The sequence below is a fragment of the Kocuria sp. SM24M-10 genome (assembly GCF_001027955.1).
GTDB lineage: Bacteria > Actinomycetota > Actinomycetes > Actinomycetales > Micrococcaceae > Kocuria > Kocuria oceani.
In genome coordinates, this window is the sequence record NZ_LDNX01000148.1 from 57,530 (window position 1) to 81,231 (window position 23,702).

The 23,702-nt window shown below is 68.0% G+C and carries 23 protein-coding genes; 11 read left to right on the forward strand and 12 right to left on the reverse strand.

From position 1 onward, the window contains the following. Nucleotides 1-97 precede the first annotated feature (97 nt). A complete protein-coding gene (locus ABL57_RS18170; RefSeq protein WP_238986124.1) occupies nucleotides 98-2,155 on the reverse strand; it encodes a cytochrome c oxidase assembly protein in 2,058 nt (685 codons plus the stop codon). Nucleotides 2,156-2,550: 395 nt separating this feature from the next. Further along, nucleotides 2,551-2,715 carry a hypothetical protein gene (locus ABL57_RS22495; protein WP_158041147.1) on the reverse strand — a complete coding sequence of 55 codons (165 nt, stop codon included), beginning with the start codon at nucleotides 2,713-2,715 and terminating at the stop codon, nucleotides 2,551-2,553. A gap of 14 nt (nucleotides 2,716-2,729) precedes the next feature. On the opposite strand from ABL57_RS22495, the gene ABL57_RS18175 reads away from it, so the two are divergent. Then, nucleotides 2,730-3,278: a DUF3093 domain-containing protein gene (locus ABL57_RS18175; RefSeq protein ID WP_238986119.1), complete on the forward strand. Its 549-nt coding sequence runs from the start codon at nucleotides 2,730-2,732 to the stop codon at nucleotides 3,276-3,278. Nucleotides 3,279-3,317: 39 nt separating this feature from the next. On the opposite strand, the gene ABL57_RS18180 is transcribed toward ABL57_RS18175, so the two are convergent. The 3 genes from ABL57_RS18180 to ABL57_RS18190 form a co-directional block, all read right to left on the reverse strand. Next, complete coding sequence (locus tag ABL57_RS18180) at nucleotides 3,318-4,013, reverse strand: metal-dependent transcriptional regulator (protein ID WP_047804882.1); 696 nt, start codon at nucleotides 4,011-4,013, stop codon at nucleotides 3,318-3,320. Between the two features lie 44 nt (nucleotides 4,014-4,057). Beyond that, on the reverse strand, nucleotides 4,058-5,338 hold the full coding sequence (locus ABL57_RS18185; protein ID WP_203225684.1) for an Nramp family divalent metal transporter: 1,281 nt from the start codon (nucleotides 5,336-5,338) through the stop codon (nucleotides 4,058-4,060). 189 nt (nucleotides 5,339-5,527) lie between these two features. Next, nucleotides 5,528-5,947, reverse strand: a complete 420-nt coding sequence (locus tag ABL57_RS18190) for an isoprenylcysteine carboxylmethyltransferase family protein (protein ID WP_238986120.1) — start codon at nucleotides 5,945-5,947, stop codon at nucleotides 5,528-5,530. A 225-nt stretch (nucleotides 5,948-6,172) separates the two neighbouring features. Here ABL57_RS18190 and ABL57_RS18195 point away from each other — a divergent pair, with 225 nt between their 5' ends. The 5 genes from ABL57_RS18195 (at nucleotide 6,173) to ABL57_RS18215 (ending at nucleotide 14,021) form a co-directional block, all read left to right on the forward strand. Beyond that, complete coding sequence (locus ABL57_RS18195) at nucleotides 6,173-6,796, forward strand: class I SAM-dependent methyltransferase (RefSeq protein ID WP_238986125.1); 624 nt, start codon at nucleotides 6,173-6,175, stop codon at nucleotides 6,794-6,796. Then, the gene (locus ABL57_RS18200; RefSeq protein WP_047804885.1) at nucleotides 6,793-7,329 is read left to right on the forward strand and encodes a DinB family protein; all 537 of its coding nucleotides are present in this window, start codon (nucleotides 6,793-6,795) and stop codon (nucleotides 7,327-7,329) included. Before ABL57_RS18195 ends, ABL57_RS18200 begins: the two co-directional genes overlap by 4 nt. A gap of 247 nt (nucleotides 7,330-7,576) precedes the next feature. After that, a complete protein-coding gene (locus ABL57_RS18205; RefSeq protein WP_047804915.1) occupies nucleotides 7,577-8,215 on the forward strand; it encodes an Abi family protein in 639 nt (212 codons plus the stop codon). A gap of 320 nt (nucleotides 8,216-8,535) precedes the next feature. Continuing rightward, nucleotides 8,536-8,925 (forward strand): hypothetical protein, encoded by a 390-nt coding sequence (locus ABL57_RS23205; RefSeq protein WP_047804886.1) that lies wholly within the window; start codon nucleotides 8,536-8,538, stop codon nucleotides 8,923-8,925. 56 nt (nucleotides 8,926-8,981) lie between these two features. Further along, a complete protein-coding gene (locus ABL57_RS18215; RefSeq protein WP_238986121.1) occupies nucleotides 8,982-14,021 on the forward strand; it encodes a helicase-related protein in 5,040 nt (1,679 codons plus the stop codon). 279 nt (nucleotides 14,022-14,300) lie between these two features. Here the strand turns inward: ABL57_RS18215 and ABL57_RS18220 are convergent, their stop codons facing one another. Further along, nucleotides 14,301-14,633: a hypothetical protein gene (locus tag ABL57_RS18220; RefSeq protein ID WP_053005138.1), complete on the reverse strand. Its 333-nt coding sequence runs from the start codon at nucleotides 14,631-14,633 to the stop codon at nucleotides 14,301-14,303. A 214-nt stretch (nucleotides 14,634-14,847) separates the two neighbouring features. On the opposite strand from ABL57_RS18220, the gene mobC reads away from it, so the two are divergent. Genes mobC through ABL57_RS18235 form a run of 3 tightly spaced genes read left to right on the forward strand, consistent with a single transcriptional unit; the run spans nucleotide 14,848 to nucleotide 17,521 of the window. Continuing rightward, entirely contained in the window at nucleotides 14,848-15,237 is a 390-nt protein-coding gene (mobC, locus tag ABL57_RS18225; RefSeq protein ID WP_047804887.1) for a plasmid mobilization relaxosome protein MobC, read from the forward strand. Beyond that, complete coding sequence (locus tag ABL57_RS18230; RefSeq protein WP_053005140.1) at nucleotides 15,234-16,748, forward strand: relaxase/mobilization nuclease domain-containing protein; 1,515 nt, start codon at nucleotides 15,234-15,236, stop codon at nucleotides 16,746-16,748. The genes mobC and ABL57_RS18230 overlap by 4 nt, the downstream gene beginning before the upstream one ends. A gap of 2 nt (nucleotides 16,749-16,750) precedes the next feature. Further along, nucleotides 16,751-17,521 (forward strand): hypothetical protein, encoded by a 771-nt coding sequence (locus ABL57_RS18235; protein WP_047804888.1) that lies wholly within the window; start codon nucleotides 16,751-16,753, stop codon nucleotides 17,519-17,521. Nucleotides 17,522-17,586: 65 nt separating this feature from the next. Here ABL57_RS18235 and ABL57_RS18240 read toward each other — a convergent pair whose 3' ends face one another. The 3 genes from ABL57_RS18240 to ABL57_RS21480 are packed head-to-tail and all read right to left on the reverse strand — an operon-like array spanning nucleotide 17,587 to nucleotide 18,800. Then, nucleotides 17,587-17,994: a DUF4913 domain-containing protein gene (locus ABL57_RS18240; RefSeq protein ID WP_047804889.1), complete on the reverse strand. Its 408-nt coding sequence runs from the start codon at nucleotides 17,992-17,994 to the stop codon at nucleotides 17,587-17,589. Between the two features lie 3 nt (nucleotides 17,995-17,997). Then, entirely contained in the window at nucleotides 17,998-18,567 is a 570-nt protein-coding gene (locus ABL57_RS18245; protein ID WP_256363824.1) for a TraG/TraD/VirD4 family protein, read from the reverse strand. Continuing rightward, entirely contained in the window at nucleotides 18,564-18,800 is a 237-nt protein-coding gene (locus ABL57_RS21480; protein ID WP_062737338.1) for a hypothetical protein, read from the reverse strand. Before ABL57_RS21480 ends, ABL57_RS18245 begins: the two co-directional genes overlap by 4 nt. A gap of 411 nt (nucleotides 18,801-19,211) precedes the next feature. On the opposite strand from ABL57_RS21480, the gene ABL57_RS18250 reads away from it, so the two are divergent. Then, entirely contained in the window at nucleotides 19,212-19,613 is a 402-nt protein-coding gene (locus ABL57_RS18250) for a hypothetical protein (protein ID WP_047804891.1), read from the forward strand. A 2-nt stretch (nucleotides 19,614-19,615) separates the two neighbouring features. Further along, nucleotides 19,616-20,308, forward strand: a complete 693-nt coding sequence (locus ABL57_RS18255; protein ID WP_053005143.1) for an RES family NAD+ phosphorylase — start codon at nucleotides 19,616-19,618, stop codon at nucleotides 20,306-20,308. Nucleotides 20,309-20,464: 156 nt separating this feature from the next. Here ABL57_RS18255 and ABL57_RS18260 read toward each other — a convergent pair whose 3' ends face one another. Genes ABL57_RS18260 through ABL57_RS18270 form a run of 3 tightly spaced genes read right to left on the reverse strand, consistent with a single transcriptional unit; the run spans nucleotide 20,465 to nucleotide 23,374 of the window. Beyond that, complete coding sequence (locus ABL57_RS18260) at nucleotides 20,465-21,919, reverse strand: Fis family transcriptional regulator (RefSeq protein ID WP_047804892.1); 1,455 nt, start codon at nucleotides 21,917-21,919, stop codon at nucleotides 20,465-20,467. Continuing rightward, entirely contained in the window at nucleotides 21,916-22,275 is a 360-nt protein-coding gene (locus ABL57_RS18265; protein WP_047804893.1) for a helix-turn-helix transcriptional regulator, read from the reverse strand. Before ABL57_RS18265 ends, ABL57_RS18260 begins: the two co-directional genes overlap by 4 nt. Beyond that, a complete protein-coding gene (locus ABL57_RS18270) occupies nucleotides 22,268-23,374 on the reverse strand; it encodes a tyrosine-type recombinase/integrase (protein ID WP_238986122.1) in 1,107 nt (368 codons plus the stop codon). Before ABL57_RS18270 ends, ABL57_RS18265 begins: the two co-directional genes overlap by 8 nt. Between the last annotated feature and the right edge of the window lie 328 nt (nucleotides 23,375-23,702).

A 23,702-nucleotide genomic window follows, 5' to 3' on the forward strand; every position in this document is an offset into this window, starting at 1 on the left:
CGGTGGGTGCATCACTGGCGAATGGGTGGTGCCTGTCTTCTGCGCGGCTCTGCTGCGTTTCCGCTCAGGGGGTACGGGGGTGGGGAAATCCGGATGCTCAGGGGCGCCTCGTGGGCTCGTCCCGCTCTGCGAGGCCGGCCATCATCGCGTTGTAGGCCTTGAGCTCGGCATCATCGGTGCGATCCGCCGCTCGGTCGACCCGACGGTTCTCCTTCTTGCCTTCGATCGCCCACATGATTGCCACGACCACGGCGACGACGACGGTGGGGAACTCCCCGATCCCCCACATCAGCGCCCCGCCGAACTGCTGGTCCTCGATCGGACTACGGCCCCAATCACGGCCCATGTTCGCGAACCACCATGCTTGCAGCAGGGTGTCCGAGCCCATTAGGGCCACCCCGACGAAGGCGTGGTAGACCATTGTGGCCAGCAGCAGAATCAGGCGCATCATGTGGCCGGGACGGTAGGGGATCGGGTCGGTGCCGATCAGCACGAGCATGAACAGGTACCCGGTGATCAAGAAGTGGGTGATCATGAACACGTGCCCCACGTGGTACTGCAGGGTGAACCCGAACAGTGGGGTGAAGTAGAAGATCACGATCGAGGCGGCGAAGTTCACCGCGGCGAAGATCGGGTGCGTCACGATCTTGGAGAACGTGGAGTGCACCAGGGCCAGGATCCACTCGCGCGGCCCGCGGGAACCGTCCTGCCGGGGCTCCAGCGCCTTGAGTACCAGCGTCACTGGCGCACCCAGGACCAGGAAGATCGGCACCACCATCGTCAACATCATGTGCTCCACCATGTGTGCGGAGAACAGCACCAGGCCGTAGACGGCCACCCCGCCGGAGGTGACGTAGAACAGCACCGCCAGCCCGGTCAGCCAGGAGAGGCTGCGCAGCACCGACCAGGAGTCCCCGCGGCGGCGGACCTGTACGAACGCCCACAGGTAGACGGCGGCGAGGAAGGCCACCACCGCCAGCCACAGCGGATCCACCCGCCAGGTGGTGAACCAGGAGGCGGCGGTGGGCTCGGGAGGCAGCGGGTACCAGGTGAGGATCTCGGCCGGGGTGGCATCCGGGGCGATCTCCTCGGGCACCGGTGGGGCGGTGCGCGACAGGGCCACGGCCACGCCCATGACCGCGCCCATCACCAGCACCTCCCCGGCCACCAGCTGCCACACCGCGCGCCGGGCGGTGAGACGGCCGGCCTCCACACCGGGGATCAACCAGCGGCGGTGGGCCATCCCCGCCAGGCCCAGCCCCAGGGTCAGGGCGGCCTTGAGGAGCACCAACTGCCCGTAAGGGCTGAACAGCTGCTCCCAGGAGCCGATGCGCACCGCCGCATTGATGCTCCCGGAGAGGAACACCAACAAGAAGGCCCCGAAGGCGACCACCGAGAAGCGGCGCAGCACCACCGCGGCCATCGGCACCTGGCCCCGGACGCCGGCGCCGCGGCCGGCCCCCGCGGGCAGCGTGCCGGTGCCCGCGTCAGACCCGCTCAGCTGCGGAGAGAGCCAGGCGAGCACCACCAGCCCACCGGTCCACAGGCACACGCCCAGCAGGTGCAGGCCCAAGGAGTTCACCGCCCCCATGTGGTCCGCGCCCCCGGCAGCGTGACCGGTGAGGGCCATCGCCACCAGGGCCGTGCACGCCAACACGAAGGTGAGCAACAGCCCCATCAGGGCCCGGACGCCGAAGACCAGGGTGGTGACCACGGCAGCGGCCACCACGGTCGCCGCCTGAGACTGCCCCAGGGAAAGATCCGTGGCGTAGTACAGCAGCTGCTGCGCGTAGGCCTCGTCCCCGCCCACCGGCACCCCCGCCACATCGGAGTAGGACAGCACCAGCACCACGACGGCAGCCACCGTCCACACCACCGACGCCACCTCGGCCAGACCCATGGTGGCCGTGAACAAGGGGTGCTCCGCTTCCTGGCCCCCGTTCCGCCCGTCTGTGCGGCGGCGGAACCCACCACGGGTTTTTGGTACGACGCCCAGAGCGAAGAGCAGGGAACCCAGCACCACGACCAGGGCACTGTTGTGCACCACCTCGACCACGGGCAGACCCCAGCGCACCAGCGCCCCCGGGTCAGCCGCCAGACGAGCGGCCCCCGAGCCGCTGTAGAGCATCGCCAGAATCAACACCGCCAAGGCCACCACCAAGGCAGCAGCGAGCTGCCCCGGCCTCACCCTGTGACTACCAGGCTTCGCCTGCCCGGTGCGCGCCTGCCCGGTGTGCTCGGGCGTTCTCATACTCATGAGCTGATCTCCTTCACCTGCCTCTGGATGACGCGACGGGTTGCGTCCATTCTCCCCTGGCGGGGTACCCCGGCCGGGCCACCCGTGATCACAGGCAAGAATCGCCAGTACCGGGCCTTGCCAGCAGTGCCCGCCAAGCGGGAACCGGCAACCTCCCGGATCCTCTTCCCCATGGCCTCCGGGGATCTCAGCGGCCATGGGACACCCCGCCAGAGGATGCCTCGTAGTAGCGCCACCAGCCAAGGCCATTACACGCCGGCCCTCCCGAGTGCAGGACCGTGCGGGGCGAGTTACTACAGCAGGTCTTCCACCTCGCCGACCTCGGACTGCCGGTGGGTGACTATCGACTGCGCCACGGAGGTCACGGCCGGACTGCCCGGCCGGTGCAGGAACCGCAGATCGCACTGGTTCTGCTCCCCGGGGGTGATGGAACAGCCGGTCCCCGGGATCGCTGTCATGAGAGGGTTGCAGCATGTCCCATCATGCGTCCTCCGGCGCCTTCCCACCCGATGAACCCAGCAGCGACCAGGGATCTTCCCCGGACGGATCCAGGGTCGAGAACCTTCCCGCGAAGGCCGAGCCTCAAGCGGTTCTGTACGAGGAGAGGCTGTCGGCCGCGTGGTGGATGTGGTTGCTCGTGCTCTTCGCGGGTCTGGTGGGTCTCATCGCCCTGGCCCCGATCAACATGTGGGTCGGGGCCGCTGTCGGGGCCGTGGTCGCCGGCGGCACTGCGGTGGCGTTGATTGTTTCGAGCACCGGGATCGTGATCACCGGGGAGTCGTTGCAGGTGGGGCGGGCCCGTATCGAGCGCCGGTTTGTGGGCGAGGCCGAAGCGTTTCGCGGCAGCGCCGTGCAACGGGTGCGGGGCCCCGAGCTTGACGCCCGCGCCTACATGAACTTCCGCGTCTCCGTGGGACCGGTGGTCCGCATCCAGATCACCGATCCCGTGGATCCCACCCCTTATTGGTTGACCTCGACCCGTCATCCGGAGCGCATCGTCGAGATCCTCTCCGCCGGCTGAGACCGGCGTCCTGTGAGGGGCTCGTCCGGTGACCAGCTCTCAGTGGCTCCGGAGAGTATTGAGGATGGGGATGGGTGTCACCCAGATGGCCTCGGCTTCCACCGGTGCCAGATCGATCGCGGTGTGCTGGTTCCCCGGTACACCGGTGGTTCCGCTGGCTCCCTGGGCGATGACACGAAAAGGCCCGCCCGGCACGAGGCCGCAGGCGCGGAACCGGGTCAGGCGTTGCGGGTCGGCATCAGAGAGACGAACGATCTCGTATCGTCCCGGCCTCGCCCTGGTGAGCCGGGTGGTGTTGCGTGGGCGGCGGGTGCGTCCCTGCGCGGTGGGGATCGGGTCCCCGTGCGGATCGGCCGTAGGCTCTCCCAGCTGGGCGTCGATGCGCTCGATCATCGCGTCGGAGACGGCGTGCTCGAGACGTTCGGCCTCGTCGTGGACCTCCTCCCACGGATACCCCAGGGTGGTGACGAGGAAGGTCTCCAGCAGTCGGTGCCGGCGCACCATCGCGACCGCGTACGCGCGCCCCTGCGGGGTGAGGGTGACGGGCTTGTAGGGCTGGTACTCGACGAGCCCCTGGGCGGCCAGTCGCTTGACCGTGTCGGTGACGTTGGGGGCGGAGGTCCCCATCCGCGCCGCCAGGGCTGTGGTGGTGATCGGCGGGTCGCCCCATTCGGTGGCCGACCAGATCGCCTTGAGATAGTCCTGGGCGACCGGGGTGATCTCACTTAAGTCCATGGGATCCACGCTACCGAGTGCCGCGCCGGAGCTGCCGGGCCCACTCAATCGGCCCCGGTGGCGGTCAGGATGATCAGCGCCAGATTCAACGACACGATCAGGGCCACGACCACCCAGGCGGCGACAGTCAAGGCCACCTTGTTCACGAAGGCGCCCATCAGATCCCGGTTGCTGCTCAGTCGCACCAACGGGATCAGGGCGAAGGGGATACCCAGGCTCAGAAGCACCTGGGACAGCACCAGCGCCCAGGTCGGGTCCACCCCGACGGCGATGATGACCAGGGCCGGGATCAGGGTGATCAGCCGGCGGGTGAACACCGGGATGCGCACGTGCAGCAACCCGCCCATGATCGCTGATCCGGCGTAGGAGCCCACCGAGGTCGAGGCCAGCCCGGAGGCCAGTAACCCGATGCCGAAGGCGACCCCGACGGCCGGGCCCAGGGCGGCGGTGATCGCCGCATGGGCTCCTTCGATGCTGTCGGTGCCCGGCACTCCGGCGAGGTTGCCCGCGGCCAGGAGCAGCATCGCGATGTTCACCGACCCGGCCACGAGCAGGGACAGCAGCACGTCCCACCGGGTGGCAGTCAACAGCCGCGGCAGGGCCTCGGTAGGCACCGAGTGCCCATGGCGATCACGGGCCAGAGCGGAGTGAGCGTAGATGGCATGGGGCATCACGGTGGCTCCGAGCATGCTGGCGGCTAGCAGGACCGTCGGGGTGCCGTCGAATCGTGGGACGATCCCGGCGACGGCTTCATCCCAGGACACGGGACCGAAGAACAAGCCGGTGACGAAACCGGCGGTGACGATCGCCAGTAGGCCGGTCACGACGAACTCGAAGAACCGGGGACCTCGGTGGGTCTGGAGGAGCAGCAGCAGCATCGAGATCACCCCGACGATCACGCCCCCGGCCAGCAGGGGAATCCCGAAAAGGATGTGCAGGGCGATCGCCCCGCCGATCACCTCGGCCAGGTCCGTGGCCGCGGCCACCAGCTCGGCCTGGACCCAGTAGGCCAGCCGCCGGCCTCGGGGCAGGCGGTCGCCCAGCAGCTCGGGCAGGCTCGATCCGGTGACCAGCCCGACCTTGGCCGAGAGGTACTGGATGAGCACGGCCATGATGTTGGCGGCCACCAGCACCCACACCAACAGGTACCCGTACTGGGCGCCGGCGGTGAGGTTCGCCGCGACGTTGCCCGGGTCCACGTAGGCGACCGCGGCCACGAAGGCTGGACCCAACAACCAGGGCAGCGGTTGGCGGCGCACCCACCGCTCTCCTGGGGAAGTGGCGGCAACACCTGTTGAGCCGGTGCGCCCGGTCCCGGTCCTCATAGAAAGTTAAGCTATACGAACTTTCCGGCGCGGGGAATGGGGGCCTGGCCTCGAGGGCTTGGTCATGCCCCCAGACGTGCGCGCAGGAGGGGCTGGGCGCCTCGACAGCCGATCACAGGGGCATGGAACTCCGGACGGTGCTGGCCTCCTGGGGTGGGGGAACTGTCAGCCAGTGGGGGTGTCTTGGGTTCAGGAGATCTGCTCGCCCAGGGATATGCGGCGGAGTCGGCCGAGACCGGGCATAAACCGGCCGACATGAGCGGCGTAGGAGGCGTAGGCCTGTCGGTGGGTGCTCAGCAGGTAGGGCTCTTCGACGAGACGGACCTGCAGCTCCACGGCCACCAGCAGGCACAGCCACGCCGCTGCCGTGACCGCAGTGGGCACCAGGAGGGTCAGGCCGGCCAGGGTGGTGAGCATCGCGGCGAAAATCGGGTTGCGGACCACGGCGAAAGCCCCGGTGGCGACCAGCTCGGTCCGCTCGGTGGCATCTACACCCCCCCGCCAGGAGGCGCCCATGCCGGCCTGGGCGGCCAGCACACCGAGGAAACCCACCACGGTGACGACCGCCCCGGCCCAGGGGAAAACCTGCGGGAGCCGGGGTGCGGCCACGGTGCCGGTGAGGGCAAAGGCGGGTCCGGCCGCGCCGAGGACCAGGGCTCACCCACCGGCTGAGCTCAGCCCCACGACGGGACCCCGGCTCCCTCGCGCCCCGCCCCGGGAGGAGTGAACGGCCAGATTGCCCCACCTCCTGCCTGGACGGTTCACTGCCGTCGATCGTGGAACTAGGCTCGGCGGACACGATGCGTGCGCCGAAAGGTGGAGACCATGCCAAAGATGTCCGCCCTGGAAGCCTCCTTCTGTCGCAGCGCGCCATGGGGTCTTGTCGCTCGGCGGATGGTTCCGTGGGCGACCCAGGGGTTCCCCGTCACTGGGAATGTGCTGGAGATCGGTGGAGGCAGCGGTGCGATGGCCGAGGCCATCGCCCGAGCCAACCCCCGGGTGCGGCTCACCACGACCGATGCCGATCCGGTGATGGTCGAGGCCGCGCGGGACCGTCTGGCCGGGTTCCCCCTGGCTCAGGCGCGTCAGGCCGATGCCACTCGGTTGCCCTTCGAGGACGAGTCGTTCGACACGGTTCTGAGCTTCCTGATGCTCCACCACGTCATCGAGTGGGAACGCGCGGTGGCCGAGGCGGCCCGGGTGCTGCGATCGGGCGGGGCGTTCGTGGGATACGACCTGCTGGCCTCACCGATGGCATCTCTGGTGCACCGTGCCGACCGGTCACCGCACCGGCTCATCGAACCGGAAGCCTTCGGGCCAGTCCTCGACCATGCTGGCCTGGGCCCACTCGCCCTCCGGCTGTCCTTCGGTGGTCGGGTTCTGCGCTTTATCGCTCACAAGCCGGGCAATGCCCAGGACGCTTCCGGCAACGACATCACTTCCAGGAGGAGTCGATGAACAGCGCGCCCCTCACCTCCGAGGCCATCCATGCGGAGCTGGAGCGGGTTCGCGCGGACTTCCACGCCCTGGTCACCGAAGCGACCCCTGCGGATCTGCGCCGGCCCTCGTCGGGCACCCGGTGGACCAACGGGCAGCTGCTGTTCCACATGTTCTTCGGCTACCTCATCGTGCGCCGCCTGCTGCCCCTGGTGCGTCTGATGGGCCGGCTGCCCGATCAGGTCAGCCGCAGCTTCGCCCGAGCACTGGAGGCCGGCACCGGAGCTTTCCACGTCATCAACTACCAGAGCGACCGGGGTGCGGCCCGGGTGATCCACGGCCCGCGGCTGATCCGGTGGTTCGACCGCACCCTCGACATTCTCCAGGCCCGGCTCAAAACCGAGTCGGAGGATGCGCTGGCCCGCGGGATGCACATGCCGGTGCACTGGGATCCCTACTTCCGAGACTGGATGAGCCTGGCCGAGATCTACCACTACGGCACCCAGCACTACGACCACCACCGCCAGCAGCTGACGCTCAGCCGAGCACCGTGAACCCGCTCCGATGCACGGACCTGGTGATGCAACTGCGGTTCCAGCGTGGACATCGTGCACGTCTGCTCCACGTCACCGCGGGAACCGAGGAAGGCGCTGGTAGGGCCATCCTGATCCCAGAGATGTGCCGGCACCTCGATAGCCTGGATTAAAAGCTGAAACCCCAGCGATGTGCTCGATCTTTCAGAGCAGGGATCGTTCTGGGGTCTTCGCCATCCAGTCTATCCACCGTGAAGTGAGGCATCAAGTGCCCTTCGTTCCCAGTCAGGCTCAGCTCGAGGGGTGGGTCAGTACCGATCGGCTGTCCAAGTACGCCGCCGCTCCCGAGGACACGGTGGCGCTCTACATGTGGAACGCGGAACTGACGGGGGCGTTCTTCGAACTCATCGGACATGTCGAGGTGCTGTTGCGCAACGTCGTCCACGCCCAACTGGCACCACACTCCACCCACGGCGCCTGGTACGACGACCCGTACTACCGGTTCAACACACGATCTCAGCGAGAGATCGCCACCGCGAAAGGACGTGCCGGCCGCGGTGGCCGCCAGGTCACATCTGGCCGGGTCGTGGCCGAACTGACCTTCGGCTTCTGGCGCTACCTGCTCACCAGTCACCATCAGTCCACCGTGTGGCCCCGCGTCCAGGCCGGCTTCCAAGGGGTGCCTCGCCATGAACGGAGCCGGCAGGAGCTGGAGACGGTGGTGGCCCGGGTGCACGACCTGCGAAACAGGGTGGCTCATCACGAACCGATCTTCCACACCAACGTGGCCCAGCACTTCGCCGATCTCACCTTCATCGCCGGCTACGTCGACGCCCAAGCCCCTCAATGGCTGTGGGAGACCTCGCGGGTGCACGCCCTGATGGTCTCTCGCCCCGGACGGCCATGAGCCCGTTCGTCCTACCAGTGATCCTCTGCTGCCGTACGGCATCCCGCTTTCGGCCGTCTCGATCGTTGGAAACGCCCCTAGCTGCCATTGCTGGTGTGAAGGAGCGGAGCACACAACGTCTTAATGTTGACATATCAACATAATAGGGGTTTGCTGGTGCGTGTTCTACAAGCCGGCCATGGAATGGCTGGGTAGCGTGAGGGGGAGATTCCCGATAGCACTCAGGAGATCCCCCATGGCCCGAGCCCGCAAGAGGACACAAGTCGAGGGGCAGCTGAGCATTGATGCCTTTCTCTTCCCGGAACCCGAGGAGGTTCGTGATGAACACGTACGGCAAGTTCGCGCAGGAAGCGTGGAAGACGACCGCGCCGGCGGAGTACGCCCTGATCCCGGATCCGGTTCAGTGGTTCGAGGCGCTGGGGGAGGAGGCGGCGCAGCGGGTGGGCGAGCTGATGATGGAGCTGGCTGGCCCGGATCCGGCGGGGGAGGCCTACCTGGAGAAGGTGGGGCGGTTGAACGCGTCGAAGATGCAGGCCGAGGAGATCGTGCGCGCGGAGATGCTGACCCCGGACCCGTCGGTGCAGCAGGAGCCGGAGGAGGACGAGGAGGAGTCCGGAGTGACGCAGATGCTGCGGGTCGTGGAGCAGATCAATCGGGAGGACCGGGCGTACTGGGACGAGGTGGCCCGGCAGGAGGCCGAGCAGGACTGACCCTGGGCGGCCCTGAGCTTGCGGCTGGGCGCTTCGTCCCGCGCACCCAGGACGACTTGGCCCCCTCTGGTGCGCAGGCGAGGTTCAGGGCCAACCTCGCAGCCCTGCGCGTACTACGTGCTTTGCAGGCCGAGGAGCGGGCAGTCACCGAGACTGAGCGGGTCACCTTGGCCCGGTGGGGGTCCTGGGGTGCCAGTGGGGTCGCGGAAGTCTTCGACGAGTCCCGCACCGAGTACGAGGTCGAGCGGGCCGAACTGCGCGAGCTGCTGGATGAGGCCGAGTACACGGCCGCACGGCGGACGGTGATCAATGCCCACTACACCGACCCGGCGATCGCCACCGAGGTCTGGGGCGCCCTGAGCGGGCTGGGGTTCCAGGGCGGGGCGGTGCTGGAGCCGGGCTCTGGTGTCGGCACCTTCATCGGCCTGGCGCCTGAGGGGACGCAGATGACCGGGGTGGAGCTGGACCCGGTGACCGCGGCGATCTCCCAGGCCATCTACCCAGAAGCCACCATCCGCACCGAGTCCTTCGCCGACACCCGGATGCCCAGCGGGGTCTTCGACGCGGCGGTGGGCAACGTCCCGTTCTCCCGGAACTCTCTGCACGATGCCCGGCACAACGCGGGCGGGCATTCGATGCACAACCACTTCATCCTCAAGTCCCTGGCCCTCACCCGGCCTGGTGGGGTGGTCGGGGTGCTTTCCAGCGCGTTCACCCTGGATGCGCAGAACCCTGCGGCCCGCCGGGAGATGGCGGCGACCGCCGATCTGCTGGGCGCGGTGCGCCTGCCGACAGGGGCCCACCGCCGGGCTGCTGGCACGGACGCGCTGACCGATGTGCTGATCTTCCGCCGCCGCCTGGCCGGGGAGGAGCCGCTGGATCAGTCCTGGGTGGACACCGCCCCGGTGGAGCTGGATGGGCAACGGGGGCGGATGAACGCCTACTTCCTCGAGAACCCTCAGCGGGTACTCGGGCAGCCCACCATCGGCAACGGGATGTACGGCTCCGCCACGCTCACCGTGCGCGCTGAGGACCTGACTGTCACCGGGGACCGGCTGCACGAGCAGTTGGCGGAGATCACCGGGCAGGCGGTGGCGGCTGGGCGCGGGATGGCCGAACGCACGGGGAAGCAGGAGCTCGAGGCGGCGGCTCTGATCCCGGCCGGTGAGCAGGAGCAGATCGGGCACATCACCGACCGCGGGGCCGAGGGATTCACCCAGGTCACCGTGGACGGGATGCACGCACCATTGAAAGTGGCCCGCACCCGCCACTCCGAACTGCGTGCCCTCCTGGGATTGCGCGATGCCGCACGGGCCGTGCTGAGCCTGGAGGCCGCCAACGTCGAGGACACCCCGGAGCTCGACGCGATGCGCGAGCAGCTGCGGGACAGTTACCTGGACTACTACGACCGCTACGGGCCGATCAACCGGTTCACCGAACGCCGCACCGGTAAATACGACGAGGCGGGGGCGGACATCCTGGCCCGCGTCACCCCGCCGGCGGTGGCCCTGCTGGGCGACGACCCGTTCGGACCGCTGGTGCTGGCCCTGGAGCACTTCGACGAGGGCACCCGCACCGCGGCCCCGGCCGGTCTGCTGTCTCAGCGTCAGGTACAACCGCGCCGGCCCGTGCTCGGGGTGGACACCCCCGATGAGGCCCTGGCCGTCACCCTCGACACGCTCGGTGCGGTGGAGCTGGCCAACATCGCCGGGCTGCTGGGCACCGACGAGGCGTCGGCGCGGGAGTCCCTCGGGGAGCTGGTCTACGAGATGCCCGGGGAACCGGGGGTCTATGAGACCCGGGCGGAGTACCTGTCCGGGGACGTGCGGGAGAAGCTCGACACGGCCCGAGCCGCTTCGGCTGCCGAGGCGCGGTTCCAGACCAACGTCGCGGCCCTGGAGGCCGTACTGCCGGCCCCACTGGGAGCCGATGAGATCGAGGCCCGCATCGGGGCCGTGTGGGTGGCCCCGGAAATCCACGAGCAGTTCCTGCGCCACATCATCAAAGACCCGGCGGCGCGGGTGGACCGGATCAGCGGGGCCACCTGGGACGTGAAAGCCAGCCGCCATGTCTTCGCCGCCCGCAACGACTGGGGCACCGAACGGATGGCCGCCGGGGACATCTTCAAGAACCTGACCGAGCAGCGCCGCATCCAGGTCACCGACCCAGACCCCACCGACCCCGAGGGCAACCGCCGGGTGGTCAACGCCACCGAGACCACCGCTGCACAGGAGAAGGCGGCGCTGATGCAGGAGCGTTTCAGCGAGTGGGTGTGGGAGGACCCTGCTCGGGCGGCGGGGCTGGTGGATGAGTACAACCGGCGGTTCAACTCCATCGTGCTGCGCGACTACACCGCCGAGGGAGAGCGGCTGAGCTTCCCGGGGCTGGTGAAGAACTTCACCCCGCGCCCGCATCAGCGCGCGGCCGTCGCCCGGATGCTCTCGGAGCCCTCGGTGGGGCTCTTCCACGAGGTGGGGGCGGGCAAGACCGCTGAGATGGTCATGGGGGCGATGGAGCTGCGCCGGTTGGGCATGGCGCGCAAACCAGTGGTGGTAGTGCCCAATCACATGCTCGAGCAGTTCACCCGGGAGTGGTTGCAGCTCTACCCCCAGGCGCAGATCCTGGCCGCTTCCTCGGCCGATTTGAAGGGCGAGAAGCGGCGCACCTTTGTCGCCCGTGCGGCGGCCAGCGACTGGGACGGAATCATCATGACCCGTACAGCGTTTGAGCGCATCGAGCTCTCCGAGGAGTCGAAGAACGCTTACAACCTCTCCGAAGTGGGGCGCCAGCGCGCCGAACTAGAGGCGGCCAACGAACGGGCCACAGCCAGCGGGGCGGACACCATGTCGATCAAGCGCATGGAAGCGCGCCTCCAAGCTACGGAGGAAAAGCTCAAGAAGAAGATGGACCGGTCGACCGACCCCGGCATCACCTTCGAGCAGACCGGCATCGACTACCTGGTGGTCGACGAGCTACACGATTTCAAGAATCTCTCGACACCCTCGAACATCCAAGACGCGGCTATCGATCCAGGATCAGGCCGGGCCACCGACCTGCACATGAAGGTCGAGTACCTACGATCCCAGCACGGGGACCGCGTGATGACCGGGGCCACGGCCACCCCGATCGCCAATTCGGTGACCGAGATGTACGTGATGCAGCGCTACCTCGGCCCGGAGCTGCTGGAGCGGGCCGGGATCCACGACTTCGACACCTGGGCGGCGACCTTCGGTCAGGTGGTGACCGAGATGGAGCTCTCGGTGGCCGGCGGAGACCATTTCAAGCTCAAGGAGCGTTTCGCGAAGTTCCAGAACGTCCCGGAGCTGCTGAAGATGTTCCACACCTTCGCCGACGTGAAGACCGCCGAGGACCTCAAACTCCCTACTCCAGATCTGGTGGAGCGGGAGGACGGGAAACGTCTGCCACGCATGGTCCCGGTAGAGGCCTCTGCGGAGCTCGAGGCGTACATCGAAGAGATCGGCCGGCGGGCCGAGGCGATCCAGGCGCGTCTAGTGGACCGGACCGAGGACAACATGCTCAAGGTCAGCTCCGATGGGCGCAAGGCCGCCTTGGACATGCGCCTGGTCGATCCGGAGCTGGGGTCGATCGTCTCGGAGACCAAGGTCAGTGTGACTGCGGACCTGATCGCCCAGGTGCACGAGGAGCACCGGGACGACGTGTTCCTGGATCCGGCCAGCGGCGAGGAACACCCCACCCGGGGTGGGCTGCAGATCGTGTTTTGCGATCAGAGCACCCCGTCGACGGAGAAGTGGAACGTCTACGACGAGCTCAAGGACCAGCTGGTCCAGCGGGGTATCCCGGCGGAGAAGATCCGGTTCATGCACGAGGCGAAGAACGACGCTGAGAAGGGCCGGCTGTTCTCCGCCGCCCGCGCTGGTGACATCGCCGTGCTGATCGGCTCCACGCAGAGGATGGGGGTGGGGACCAACATCCAGGCGCGGGCGGTGCACTTGGTGGACCTGGACGCCCCGTGGCGCCCGGCTGACATCGCCCAACGCCACGGGCGGATCATCCGCCAAGGCAACCAGAACCTGGAGGTCGCCATCTCCCAGGTGGTGACGAAGGGGTCGTTCGACACCTTCATGTGGCAGACGCTGGAGCGGAAGTCGAAGTTCATCGACCAGATCATGCGCGGCCGGTTGGACGTGCGTGAGATCGAGGACGTCGGGGACAACACGCTGTCCTTCGCCGAGGTGAAGGCGATCTCCAGTGGCAATCCGTTGATCTTGGAGAAGTCGAAGGCCGATCAGGAGCTGGCCCGGTTGGAGCGGTTGAACCGGGCCTGGCACCGCAACCAGTCCTCGCTGGTATTCCGCAAGGACGCCGCCCAGGCGCGCGCGGATGCGCTGGAGCAGGAGATCCCCGCGATCCGAGCAGCGGCCGAGCGGACCACTGATGAGCTCGGCGGTGCGAAGTTCCGGATGACCATCAACGGGGCCACCTACGACAAGCGCACCGAGGCGGCGGAAGCCTGGCAGCGGTGGGCCGGGGCGCACGCCACCTCGCGCCCGCCGAGGGCCGGGGAGACGGACCTCGGTGTCGTCGGTGCGATCGGTGGCCACGACATCCGGGTCGTGCAGCGGCCGGGGAACCTGGCCGACTTGAGCGCCTCACCGGTGGAGCTGCGCATCGACGATGCCCCCGGTGTAGCCGTTGAAGTCACCCGCGCGACGTCGCTGAACCCAAGTGTCGGAATGATCCAACGGCTGGAGAACCAGGTGCGGGCATTGCCGGAAGAAGTCACCAAGCGTGAAGCGGGCCTGGAGTCCGCCCGGCAGGAAGCCGTCGACGCCCGGGAAGCTTTGGGTGTCCCGTTCAAGCACCAGGACGCACTGGAAGCCGCCCGCTGGGAGGTCGAACGGATTGGGCGCGCCATGCGCGGAGAAGAGACGCCGCAACCGACTTTGGATCCGGAGCTGGAGGCGTTGAAGAAGCGGATGCGCATTAACTTCCCCGACGCTCCCACCGCGGGTCGCAGCAGTGGCGGGCATGGTGGAAACGGCCCCGGGCGTCCGCTCGAGGTGGCGCGGCGGCACGACGAGCAGCGTCCCCAGCAGGGCGGCTTGGAGCTGTAAATACTCGCTCTGCTAGGTCTATTCAGATGAACGGTGCCCGCTCCCCACTGGGGGAGCGGGCACCGTCGTTGCGTGGTGACCACGTGCTCGGGAAGCCGTCCACAGCTGGCGGCTACGGAAGTGCCACGGTCGGGCGTGAGGTGACCTGCCGGCTGTGGTCGGGTGGTCGGATGGGGTCCTCGCTGTCCATCATGGGTGCGGGAAAAGCCGCGGAGCGATGGGAGCTTTTGCCGTGCCCATGTGGGCACGGGGCCAGTGCCTCAGCCACGATTCACTCCGTCAGGAGGCAGTGTCAGCCGACTCCGCCAGCTCCTCGGGAGCACTGTCCGACGAAGGACTGGCACCATTTTTAGCCGCCTTACGCCGCTGCACGCGCTGTACCTTTTCGGGTGCAGCGAGCCCGATTTTGCGTAGCTCCTCGGCGGTCCATCCGCCGTTGTTGACGGCGGCCTGGAACGCCTGGGCATCGTTCTTCTCGGCCTCTTTGAGGGCCTCGCGGGCCTCGTCGAGAGCGCCTCGTGCGGTAATCGCCCGGCGGACATAGTCCATCCGGTCGTTGAGCAGCCGCTGTGCTGCTTCTTCTGCCTGCTGGGGGTCAGTGAGCTTCGCCATGCCCCCACGTTAACGGACGCACATCGTGCGTTCCACTGTCCACGGACGCTCCGCTCGCGCTTCGTACCCGTGGTGCCCCAGCGGAGCAAAGCTATCTTTTATGTGCCATAAAAGGGCAGCGCTGCTGGCCTCGCGGCCTTTGCGGTGGCACACTGGTCGTGTGGGGCCCACAAAGTGGGGGCGCTGCGCTGGGCCGGCAAGGAGAGGAGGTGCTGTGGTGGAGGGCGAGAATCCGCGCCACGTGTGGAAGTCGAGGCGGAAGCGGATCGAGGGCAAGACCCAGTACGTCCGGGTGTCGATGTCCGAGTCGGAGCGTGCTCAGTTGATGGTGCTGGAGCAGCAGACCGGGCTCTCGCCCTCGGCGCTGATGGTCGAGGCGGTGTTCGGGTCAGCCGATCCGGTAGCGGTGCAGTTGCGGCGGAATCAGCTGGCCGAGCTGATCCAGATGCGGCACTTAATGGCCACGATCGCCAACAACGTGAACCAGATTGCTCGGCACGCCAACAGCACCGGAGAGGTGCTGCCCGAAACGGTCGAGACCTTGCAGGAAGCTCGCCGCTTTGGAGCGGACGTGCTGGCCAAGATCGAAGAGTTGATCCCGTGATCCCGAACATCACCAAGGGCGACAAGCCGGTCGGGCTGATGAAGTATCTCGTGGGTCCGGGAAGGGCTAACGAGCACACCGACCCGCACCTGATCAACGGCTCCCCGCTCATCATGGCCTGGCACGACGACGTGCAGCTCAACGAGGAAGCCGCGGTGTCCATCGCCCGCGAGATCGACCTGAACCGGCGGTCCTTCGGGGTGGACGCTGACGCCAAGCACATCTGGCACTGCTCGTTGTCGATTCCGTACCAGGACCGGGAGGTCACCGATCAGGAATGGTCGGACATCGCCCAGCGGTTCATGGACGAGATGGACTTCACCGACGCGGGGGCCAAGGCTTCGTGCCAGTGGGTTGCGGTGCACCACGGGCGCTCCACCAAGGGCAACGACCACATCCACATCGTCGCCTCCACCATCCGTGGGGACGGCACCAAGTGGAACTGGGGCAACGACTTCTCCCGGGCGCAGAAGGCTGCGCGTGGGATCGAGAAGGACTTCAATCTCATCCAGCTCGGAAACCACTCCGAACGGTGGTTGCAGCAGGGCGAGGTGCGGCGGGACAGCACTAGGGAGCCGGCCCGATTCGCGTTGGAGCGCACCGTGCGGGCGTGCGCGGTGGCAGCCGACACCGAGGCCCAGTTCGTGCGGCAGATGCGCCGGGCGAACCTGCTCGTGCACCCCCGCTTCGCCGCTGGCACTGATTCGGTGGTGACCGGGTACTCCGTGGCGGAGCGTCCGCCGAAGGGGATGCGGCCGCTGTGGTTCGGTGGCGGCAAGCTCGCCCAGGACCTCACCCTTCCCTCGTTGCGGACCCGCTGGCCCGACACCCCCGAGTCCGCCCAAGAGGCATCCGAGGAGTGGATGGCTGCCAAGCGGCACCGCCGCATCGTCCACCCCGACGCCCCCGGTGCGGCCCTGGACGAGGTGACCGCCCGACGGTTGGCGGATGAACTGAAAGAGGTTCGCCGGCGCCTGGTCAAGCTCGCACCGGACGACCACCAGGCGTGGGCGCATGCGGCTCGTGAAGCCTCCGGGGTGTTCGCGGCGTGGTCGCACGCCACCGAGGACGGGCAAGGACCCCTGGGGCGCACCGCCAGGACGCTGGCACGCTCGGCGCACCGGTCGGGGCTGAAGATCACCACCCCGTTGGAAGCCCCACTGCGTACCAGTGGCACCACGGCGTTCCTGCTGGCGGTCACGAAAGCGCCCTCCCCGATGGCCCAGGCATTGATCATGAACCAGATGCTGCGGATGACTCGGGCGTTCCAGGACATGCATCAGGCCAACAAAGAACTGCGCGAGACCCAGTTGATCGTGGACACCTTCCGGCAGCACCTCTCGGTGGTGGCGGAGCCACTACCGGAAGTCGAGCCTTCTTCTCCTAAGCGCAGTGCCTCCCACGCCGGACCCGCCCGTGCCCGTGGTGCGCTGCGCGAGACCAAGGGGCCCACGGTTGAGCACCCTTACGTAGATCACACCCCCCGCACGGACTACGGAATGGAGCTGTAGAGATGAGCACACAACCCGATGGCGTGAACGATCTGATCGGCCGTGACCTCCAGGCGGTGATGGCCGTGGCCGGGCGCTGGGGCGAGATGATGGCCCGTCAGCGCGCCGAGCAAGTGCGCCAACGCCTGATGGAGCAGCAGCAACGGCGACGGGAGCTGGAAGACCGGTTCGAAGCCGAACGAGCAGTGATGCGCACCGAGCTCGCCCCCGTGGACCAGGACCGTTTCTGGGAGTACGCCAAGCCGGAAGACATCGCTGCCCACTACGGGCTGGCCCGGCAGTGGGAACAGCACGACGAGGTCGCCCGCACCGCGCGAGGACGGATCGAGTCTCAGGTAAAGGACCGCTACGGGCTGGCCGTGGAGGACTACCTGGAAGATCGCATCCCGCAGCAACAGCGCACTGAGACCGTCGAGCAGGGAACCGCGGCCCGCGAAGCCGTGGACGCCCAACGTGACCACGCCGAGGCCGCCCTCAACGCCGCAGAGGCCAGCCGGGGGGATCTGCAAAACGACGCCGACACCCGCCACTCGGCTGCCGAAGCCGAGGAGCTCTGGGACTCCGGAGACCGGCGGGCGAACCTGGCCAAAAAGCTCATGGCGGCCTTTGGTGGCACCGAGGAGGGCCGCGATGGGGTACGGGCACGTCTGGCCGCCGACCGGGACCAGGGCACGCCTCCCATTGAGGCCGTGCGCTCCACCAAGCGTGGCCCCAAGGCCCGCAAGAACACCGGGCGCCCAGCAGGACGAGAAAGAGGCTTGGAACTCGGCTGATGCCATGAGGGCAACAGCGAGAGGGGCGCAACCCGTGACGGGTTGCGCCCCTCTCGCTGTGAGGTTCAGTCGAACAGGCCCTCTGGAGGTGGCTCCAAAGTCAGTGGAACTCCCTTGGGGCTGTGCTCCCGGGGAGTGCAGCCGTGGAAAGGACCCTTCTCCTCAAAGAGGACCCGCATGGTCGGGTCGGCGTAGTTCTGCCACCACACCGCCAGCCCGGTAGCGGGATCCAGGCGCAGGTTTTCCCACGCCCTCCACAGCCCCGTCAGACGGCTCACCGCTTCATCATGCCGCCACCACTGGGCACACCAGGTGAACGTGTTCGAGCGACCAGCTGGGTCCAGCTGACGCCGGTACATCGGCGCCAACATCTCGGTGACGAACTCCGCCACGTTCGCGTAGACCAGCTCCGCAGGAGGCTGCTCTTCCACGTCCTCGTTGCCCTCACTGGACGATTTTTCTTCCCAGTCCATGACCTACTCCTTCACCAGCGCCGCCCACCGGTTCCCGGCAGGCTCAGGCACCACTGGCTCGGCGGCCGGCGCTGTGGGCTCGTGATCGACGGTGTCCACTGTGGGGCGGTTGTGGGCCTCTTCGGAGGCCCTGGACGCTTGCGCGTAGGGGCGGTGGTCAATCGGGATGGTGCGCAGCAGCACGGCCTTCGCCCCGGAGCCGAACATCACGGCCCGACCCTTGGGCAGGGCGGACAGGTCAGCCACCGACAGGATGTCGTCGGTGGCGTCCTGGCGGGAGGTGGACCCGGAGTCCTTCTGCCTCGAGGAGGAGACGGAGGTGTAGGTGTACTTGCCGATCAGCTCCGAGAGCATCTTCAAGTAGCCCTCCTCCTTGACGTTGCCGCCGTAGGTGACGACGTTGGCGGTGGAGAACAGCTTGCGCATCCCGGATTCGCCCCACACGTCCACGCCCTGGGACCAGGACTGCAAGAACGTGGAGACCACGATGCCGCGAGACCCGTAGTGGCTGTAAAGGTTGGGCAGACTCGCCCACCGGCACAAGGACGTGAGGGCAGAGGCGCGGGGCCTCACTCGGGACTGTCCATGGTTACCGGATTATCGCCGTCAGCATCAGTGGCCTGCTCCTCGGCGCCGGCTTCCGCAAGGGGCGGCTCGCTCAGACGCTGCTCAACGGCTTGCTGGAACTTCTCAGCTGTTTGCGCATCGACTAACCCGTCCGAGATGTCTGCGGCCGGGTTGGATAGGTCCTGGGCGTTCTCTTCCTCTGGCGCGGAGGTGCGGGGGTTACGGGCATTGGGGTTCATCGATTGCCTTTCGTCTCGGCGGGGCAGATCCACGCCGGCTCACCGCCGGAGAGCGCGGGTCGTGAGGCGGGATCATCTCTCGGTGCTAGAACACCGCGGGGGGGGGGGGAGTCATCGTGATCGACCCGAATCGCCAGTCGGGGGCGGAAGGATCGTGGTCTCTTCTTTCCGGAAGCTCCTCGAGGAGCTTCCCTGCTGTCGTTCCTATCGTGGCCCGAGTGGTCGTGACAAGAGCCGCGACCGCACCGTCTCGAGTGGCGCCCGACCCGGACGAGGGACCCGACGGCGGATCCTGGCCGGTCCTGCTTCGCTGTGACGGTCGTGGGCAGTGGGGCGAGAGGTGCTGCGTGAGGTGGCATTCGATATGTGATTGTGCTGGGGATTTGGACTGGGAGCGGGCATGATGGGGGTATGTCCACCGCTCCCACGGCACGCCGCACCGGTCTTCAGGCCCACGTTGATTCGCAACGGTGGTCGATCCCGCAGGTCGTCGAGGGGCTACGCGAAATCCTGGGCGCGCGCCTGGTGGCTTATCTCGGCGGGGTGAAAGAGACCCGAGCGGTCCGAGAGTGGGTCGACGGCAGCCGCGAGCCCGGCTCCGAGGCCGTGAAGCAGCGACTGCGCGATGCCTACTACATCGCCGCCCTACTGGCCGAACGCGAAGCCCCCGGGGTGGTTCAGGCCTGGTTCACCGGCATGAATCCGCAGCTGGGGGACCGCGCCCCGGCCCGGCTGCTGCGAGAAGGCGACCCGGAGCGCGCGGTCGCCGAGGTCACCGCCGCGGCCCGGGCCTTCGTCGCCTCGGCGGGATAGTGGTGAGCCTGGTCATCACCGACGCCCCGCAGGAACCGGTCTGGCGAGTCGGGTACCGACCCGAGCCGCTGGCCTGGAGTGGGTGGGAGCACGCCACCGACGGGCGCTTCCACGGCCGCTGGGACGACCCGCACGGGACGTTCCGCACTCTGTACCTGGGCGAGTCCCTGCTGGCGTGCCTGCTCGAGGTCCTGGCCTTTGCACGTAAGGACAAGCACCTGGCCGCGGCCTTGGCGGAGATCGACGAAGACCCCGAAGACGCTCAGGATCACTCCACCGCGGCCCCCGGGACCCTGGATCCCGCGTGGTTGGAGCCCCGTTGCGCTGCCTCCGCTGTGCTGAGCGGACAGTACTGCCGGGTGAGTGCGGCTGACACCGTCGCCACCCTCTACCCGCGGTTCATCGGCGACGCCCTGGACGCCGGCTACGACGACTTCGACGCCGGGCTGCTCAAGAACGGTGCCGCCCGGGCCATCACCCAGGCTGTCTCCGCCCACCTGTACCTGCAGGAAGGCATCGACGGCATCGAGTTCGCCTCCCGGCACGGGGACGAACTGGCCCTGTGGTGCCTCTACGAACAACCCCACGACTCACGGATCAGCTCACACCTGCTTCGACTCCATGAAGTCACCCTGCATCCGGACACCCCGGAGCTGCAGCAGGCCCTCGAGCTGCTCGGTCTGAGCTGGGCATAGACAGCACAGATTGCATAGACGCGGCATACGAGGACACGGCATCGACGGACGCCCATAGGCGGAGTGGGACGAGTAGTTGCATTAGATGCGAGAACTCCCCTCTGACCAACCGGTAGGCACGGATGTTGATGAGGCGGGAGTTCCGCTCTGACGGTGCTATTGGCGTGCGGCGATGTAGCGGGCGTAGGTGCTGGCCGCATGGGTGGCGTGGCGTTCGATGGTGTTGGGGTGGTAGCCGAGGATCTCGGCGAGGACCGGGATGGGGCTGAGCTTGGTGAGCTCCTCGAGGGTGCCCAGGCGGGCGGCTCGGGGTGCGCACACGGTCTTCAGCCGTCGCCGCAGGTGGCTTGCGTCGAGGTGCTGGCCGGGGGAGTTGCCCCTGAAGATCCACCGGCTGTGGGGGTGCGCGGCCGTCCGGTCGTGGCCGGGCTCGGCGACCAGGTGCCGCAGGGGTTCATCCAGTGGTGGCGGGAGTTCGACGGGGTGGGCCCCGACGGTGATGGTGACCCGGTCGTCGTTGATGGTGACCTGGTCCCAGGTCAGGCCGACGACGTCTTCGATCTGTTGGGCCAGGACGAGCACGAGGATGGCGGCGAGGCGGTCTCTGGGGCTGAGCTCTTCGTGGTCGACGACCCGTGCCAGGGCGCGGGTCTGGTCGGTGTGAGACATGTGGGCCGCGGTGCCGTGCCGGTGGGGTTGCAGGCGCAGGCGGGGGTCCACGAGCTGGGCGGTGGCCGCCCATCGCAGGAAGCGGTCGGCCCGTTCTCGGGTGGTGGGCCCGCCGGCCTGCCAGTCGTCGAGGTCGGCCTGGGCGAGCTCGCTGAGGGTGGTGCCCCGGTTGGTGAGCCAGGTCAGGAAGTCGATGGCCACGGTGGTGGTCTGTTTGGCGGTGAGGAAGGTGCCCTGGGTGGTTTCGCCGTCGGTGGTGGTCATCCGCCGGGTCTGGTGCCAGCGGATGAAGCGTCGTCGGGCTTCGCGGTGCTCGCCGGCGGGTAGGCGCTGGATGGCGTCCCGGTTCCAGGCGGTGAACCGGGCCAGCTGCTCGTCCCGGGGCGGAAGGGCGCCGTGGGCCACCAGCAGGGCCCGGACGTAGTCGCGGGTGCGGCTGGGTGGCAGCGCGTCGAGGGTCTCGTGGTTGATGGTCGCCGTGGTGGCCAGGTCGGTGAGGAAGGCGGTGACGTGGGGCTGGTGGAGCCAGGTCAGGCCGCTGTTGGGGCGGTCCATTGCTTTCAGCGCGGTGGCCACCGGGGCCAGGCCTGGGTGCATTTGCTGGGTGTGCGGGTTGGTGAGCAGCCGGTCGACGGTGGCGGCCAGCACGCAGGACCAGCACTGGCCGCCGGAGTGCAGTTCGGCCTCGGTCCTGCAGGTGCGGCAGTCGAGGTTCAGGGTGATCCCGGTGCAGGTTCGGCAGGCGGGGCGCCCGTCGAGGCGGCCGGGCAGGATGCCCGTGTGGCCGCAGGCGCAGGTGCCGGTGGTGCGCTTGGCCTGTTGGTAGCAGTAGCGGCACACGGGCCCGTCGGGCCAGGTGGCGGCGATCTCGTGGTGGTCCCGGCAGCGGGTGCACGGGGTCGGCCAGGTCTCCGGGTCGCTGGGTGGGCGGGGTCTGCTCACGAGGACTCGTCGGTCTCCTCGGGCACCAGGTGGATGCGGCGGGCGATCGGCTGGCCCGGGGTGAGGCCGATGTCCTGCGGGCGGGTCGGGGCGTTGGCGGTGGCCGCGGCGCGCAGTTCGAGGTAGGGCTCGAAGAGGTCGTTGGGGGAGCAGTCCAGGATGTCGCACAACGCCGCGAGGGTGCGCCCCGGGATGCGTTCGGGGGTGCCGGTCACCAGCCGGTAGACCTGGCTCTCCGACAGGGTGATCCCGCGGGCGCGCAGCAGCGGCAGCAGCTCGGTGCTCTTCCACAGATTGCGCTGAGCCATCACGGTGCGAAGGTGCCAGCGGTAGCCGATGCGGCGCTGTTCAGGCATCAGGATTCTCCTCGCGTCCGGTGGCCAGGCGGGCGGCGATCATCTGCTGGATGGTCTTCTGCTTGAAGTCGGATGAGACCGAGGTGTACAGCCCCGTGGTCGAGGCGTGGGCGTGGCCGACCTGGGTCTGCACGAACGCCGGGTCGTAGCCGGCCTCGATCAGGTGGGTGACGTAGGAGTGGCGCAGGCAGTGCAGGCCCAGCTCCGGGGGTAGCCCGACCTCCTCGCGCAGTCCCGCGAAGGCGTCCCCGAGGCTGCCCAGGCGCAGGCGGCCGCCGCGTTCACTGGGCCACAGCGCCTCCGAGGACTCGGCGGTGGGGAAGCGGGCCCGTCCGCCGGGGCCGGTCCAGAACTGCAGCAGGCCCACGACCCAGTCGAACTCCGGGACGGTGAGCACGGTGCGCCGGCGCGGCCCCGAGCCGGTGGTGCCCTTGGCCCAGCGCACCTGTACGGCGCCGAAGCGCCCGTAGGCGGGCACGTGCGGGTTGGGCCCGAAGTCGCCCACCTCGAGCATCGTCAGCTCCCGGCGCCGCAGCCCGTAGGCGTAGCAGGTCTTGAACGCGATCGAGTCCCGCAGGGCCGGCAACCAGCGCTTGCTCCCGGCGGCGTGCTCACGGTCGATGTGGTCGTCGAGATGGTCGAACAGCCGCTGCAGCTCGGCCCGGGTGAACGCCCGGCGCCCCGGGGTGATGGCGTCATCGCTCGAGTGCCGGGGCGTGTTCCACTCGAAGACCACCTGGGCGGGCACGTCCCCGAACGCCTGCTGGCAGAAGGCCGCCCATCCGTAGACCGGGGTCGTGAGGTAGGTGCAGAACGCCGCGACCGCGCTGGAGTCCGCGCGCAAGGTCGTGAGACTGATCGGCCTGGGACCGGAGCGCCGCTGCGCCTGAAAGTCCTCCAAATCCGCCGGGCCCCAGTGCCAGGGGAAGGTGCCGGTGAAGCGCTGAAACCGGGCCACGACACCGCACCGGGCCGTGATCGTCGTCGAGGTCAGCCCGCGGGCCAGCATCTGCGCCCGCCACCCGTCCAGCATCGCCTCGAACACCCGCTCGTCGGCGCGGAACAATCCCACGTTGCCGTCGGTTAGGACGGCAGGCACTTGACCCGGTACAGCGTCCATCCGAATCCCACGTCCATCCGAATCCCACCTCACCGTGGAATCGTGCATCTGATGCAGGAAATCTACGCTCACCAGCGCCGCGGCAACACCCTCGGGAACCATCCGACGTCCGGCGCAGTCCCGCCAGCCGCGCAACGCCGCGGAACCGGGGTGAAATCGGCCAGACGGGAGTTCCAACAGCTGCGAGAACTCCCGTGGGTTTATGTCCGATAAGAATGATTATGTAAAGTCACAACGACTTTATTCGCGGTTTCTGCACATCGTGAGGTTCCGGGTAACAGCTCAAACGCTCTTCCAACTGCCTTCT

Bases quoted from the DNA above. Each gene is read 5' to 3' on its own strand.
- ABL57_RS22495 (WP_158041147.1), bottom strand. From the start codon at position 2,715: ATGACAGCGATCCCGGGGACCGGCTGTTCCATCACCCCCGGGGAGCAG.
- ABL57_RS18200 (WP_047804885.1), top strand. From the start codon at position 6,793: ATGAACAGCGCGCCCCTCACCTCCGAGGCCATCCATGCGGAGCTGGAG.
- ABL57_RS18240 (WP_047804889.1), bottom strand. From the start codon at position 17,994: ATGGACTGGGAAGAAAAATCGTCCAGTGAGGGCAACGAGGACGTGGAA.
- ABL57_RS18195 (WP_238986125.1), top strand. From the start codon at position 6,173: ATGTCCGCCCTGGAAGCCTCCTTCTGTCGCAGCGCGCCATGGGGTCTT.
- ABL57_RS21480 (WP_062737338.1), bottom strand. From the start codon at position 18,800: ATGAACCCCAATGCCCGTAACCCCCGCACCTCCGCGCCAGAGGAAGAG.
- ABL57_RS18235 (WP_047804888.1), top strand. From the start codon at position 16,751: ATGAGCACACAACCCGATGGCGTGAACGATCTGATCGGCCGTGACCTC.
- ABL57_RS18250 (WP_047804891.1), top strand. From the start codon at position 19,212: ATGTCCACCGCTCCCACGGCACGCCGCACCGGTCTTCAGGCCCACGTT.
- ABL57_RS18265 (WP_047804893.1), bottom strand. From the start codon at position 22,275: ATGCCTGAACAGCGCCGCATCGGCTACCGCTGGCACCTTCGCACCGTG.
- ABL57_RS23205 (WP_047804886.1), top strand. From the start codon at position 8,536: ATGAACACGTACGGCAAGTTCGCGCAGGAAGCGTGGAAGACGACCGCG.
- ABL57_RS18220 (WP_053005138.1), bottom strand. From the start codon at position 14,633: ATGGCGAAGCTCACTGACCCCCAGCAGGCAGAAGAAGCAGCACAGCGG.
- ABL57_RS18175 (WP_238986119.1), top strand. From the start codon at position 2,730: ATGTCCCATCATGCGTCCTCCGGCGCCTTCCCACCCGATGAACCCAGC.
- ABL57_RS18185 (WP_203225684.1), bottom strand. From the start codon at position 5,338: ATGAGGACCGGGACCGGGCGCACCGGCTCAACAGGTGTTGCCGCCACT.
- ABL57_RS18180 (WP_047804882.1), bottom strand. From the start codon at position 4,013: ATGGACTTAAGTGAGATCACCCCGGTCGCCCAGGACTATCTCAAGGCG.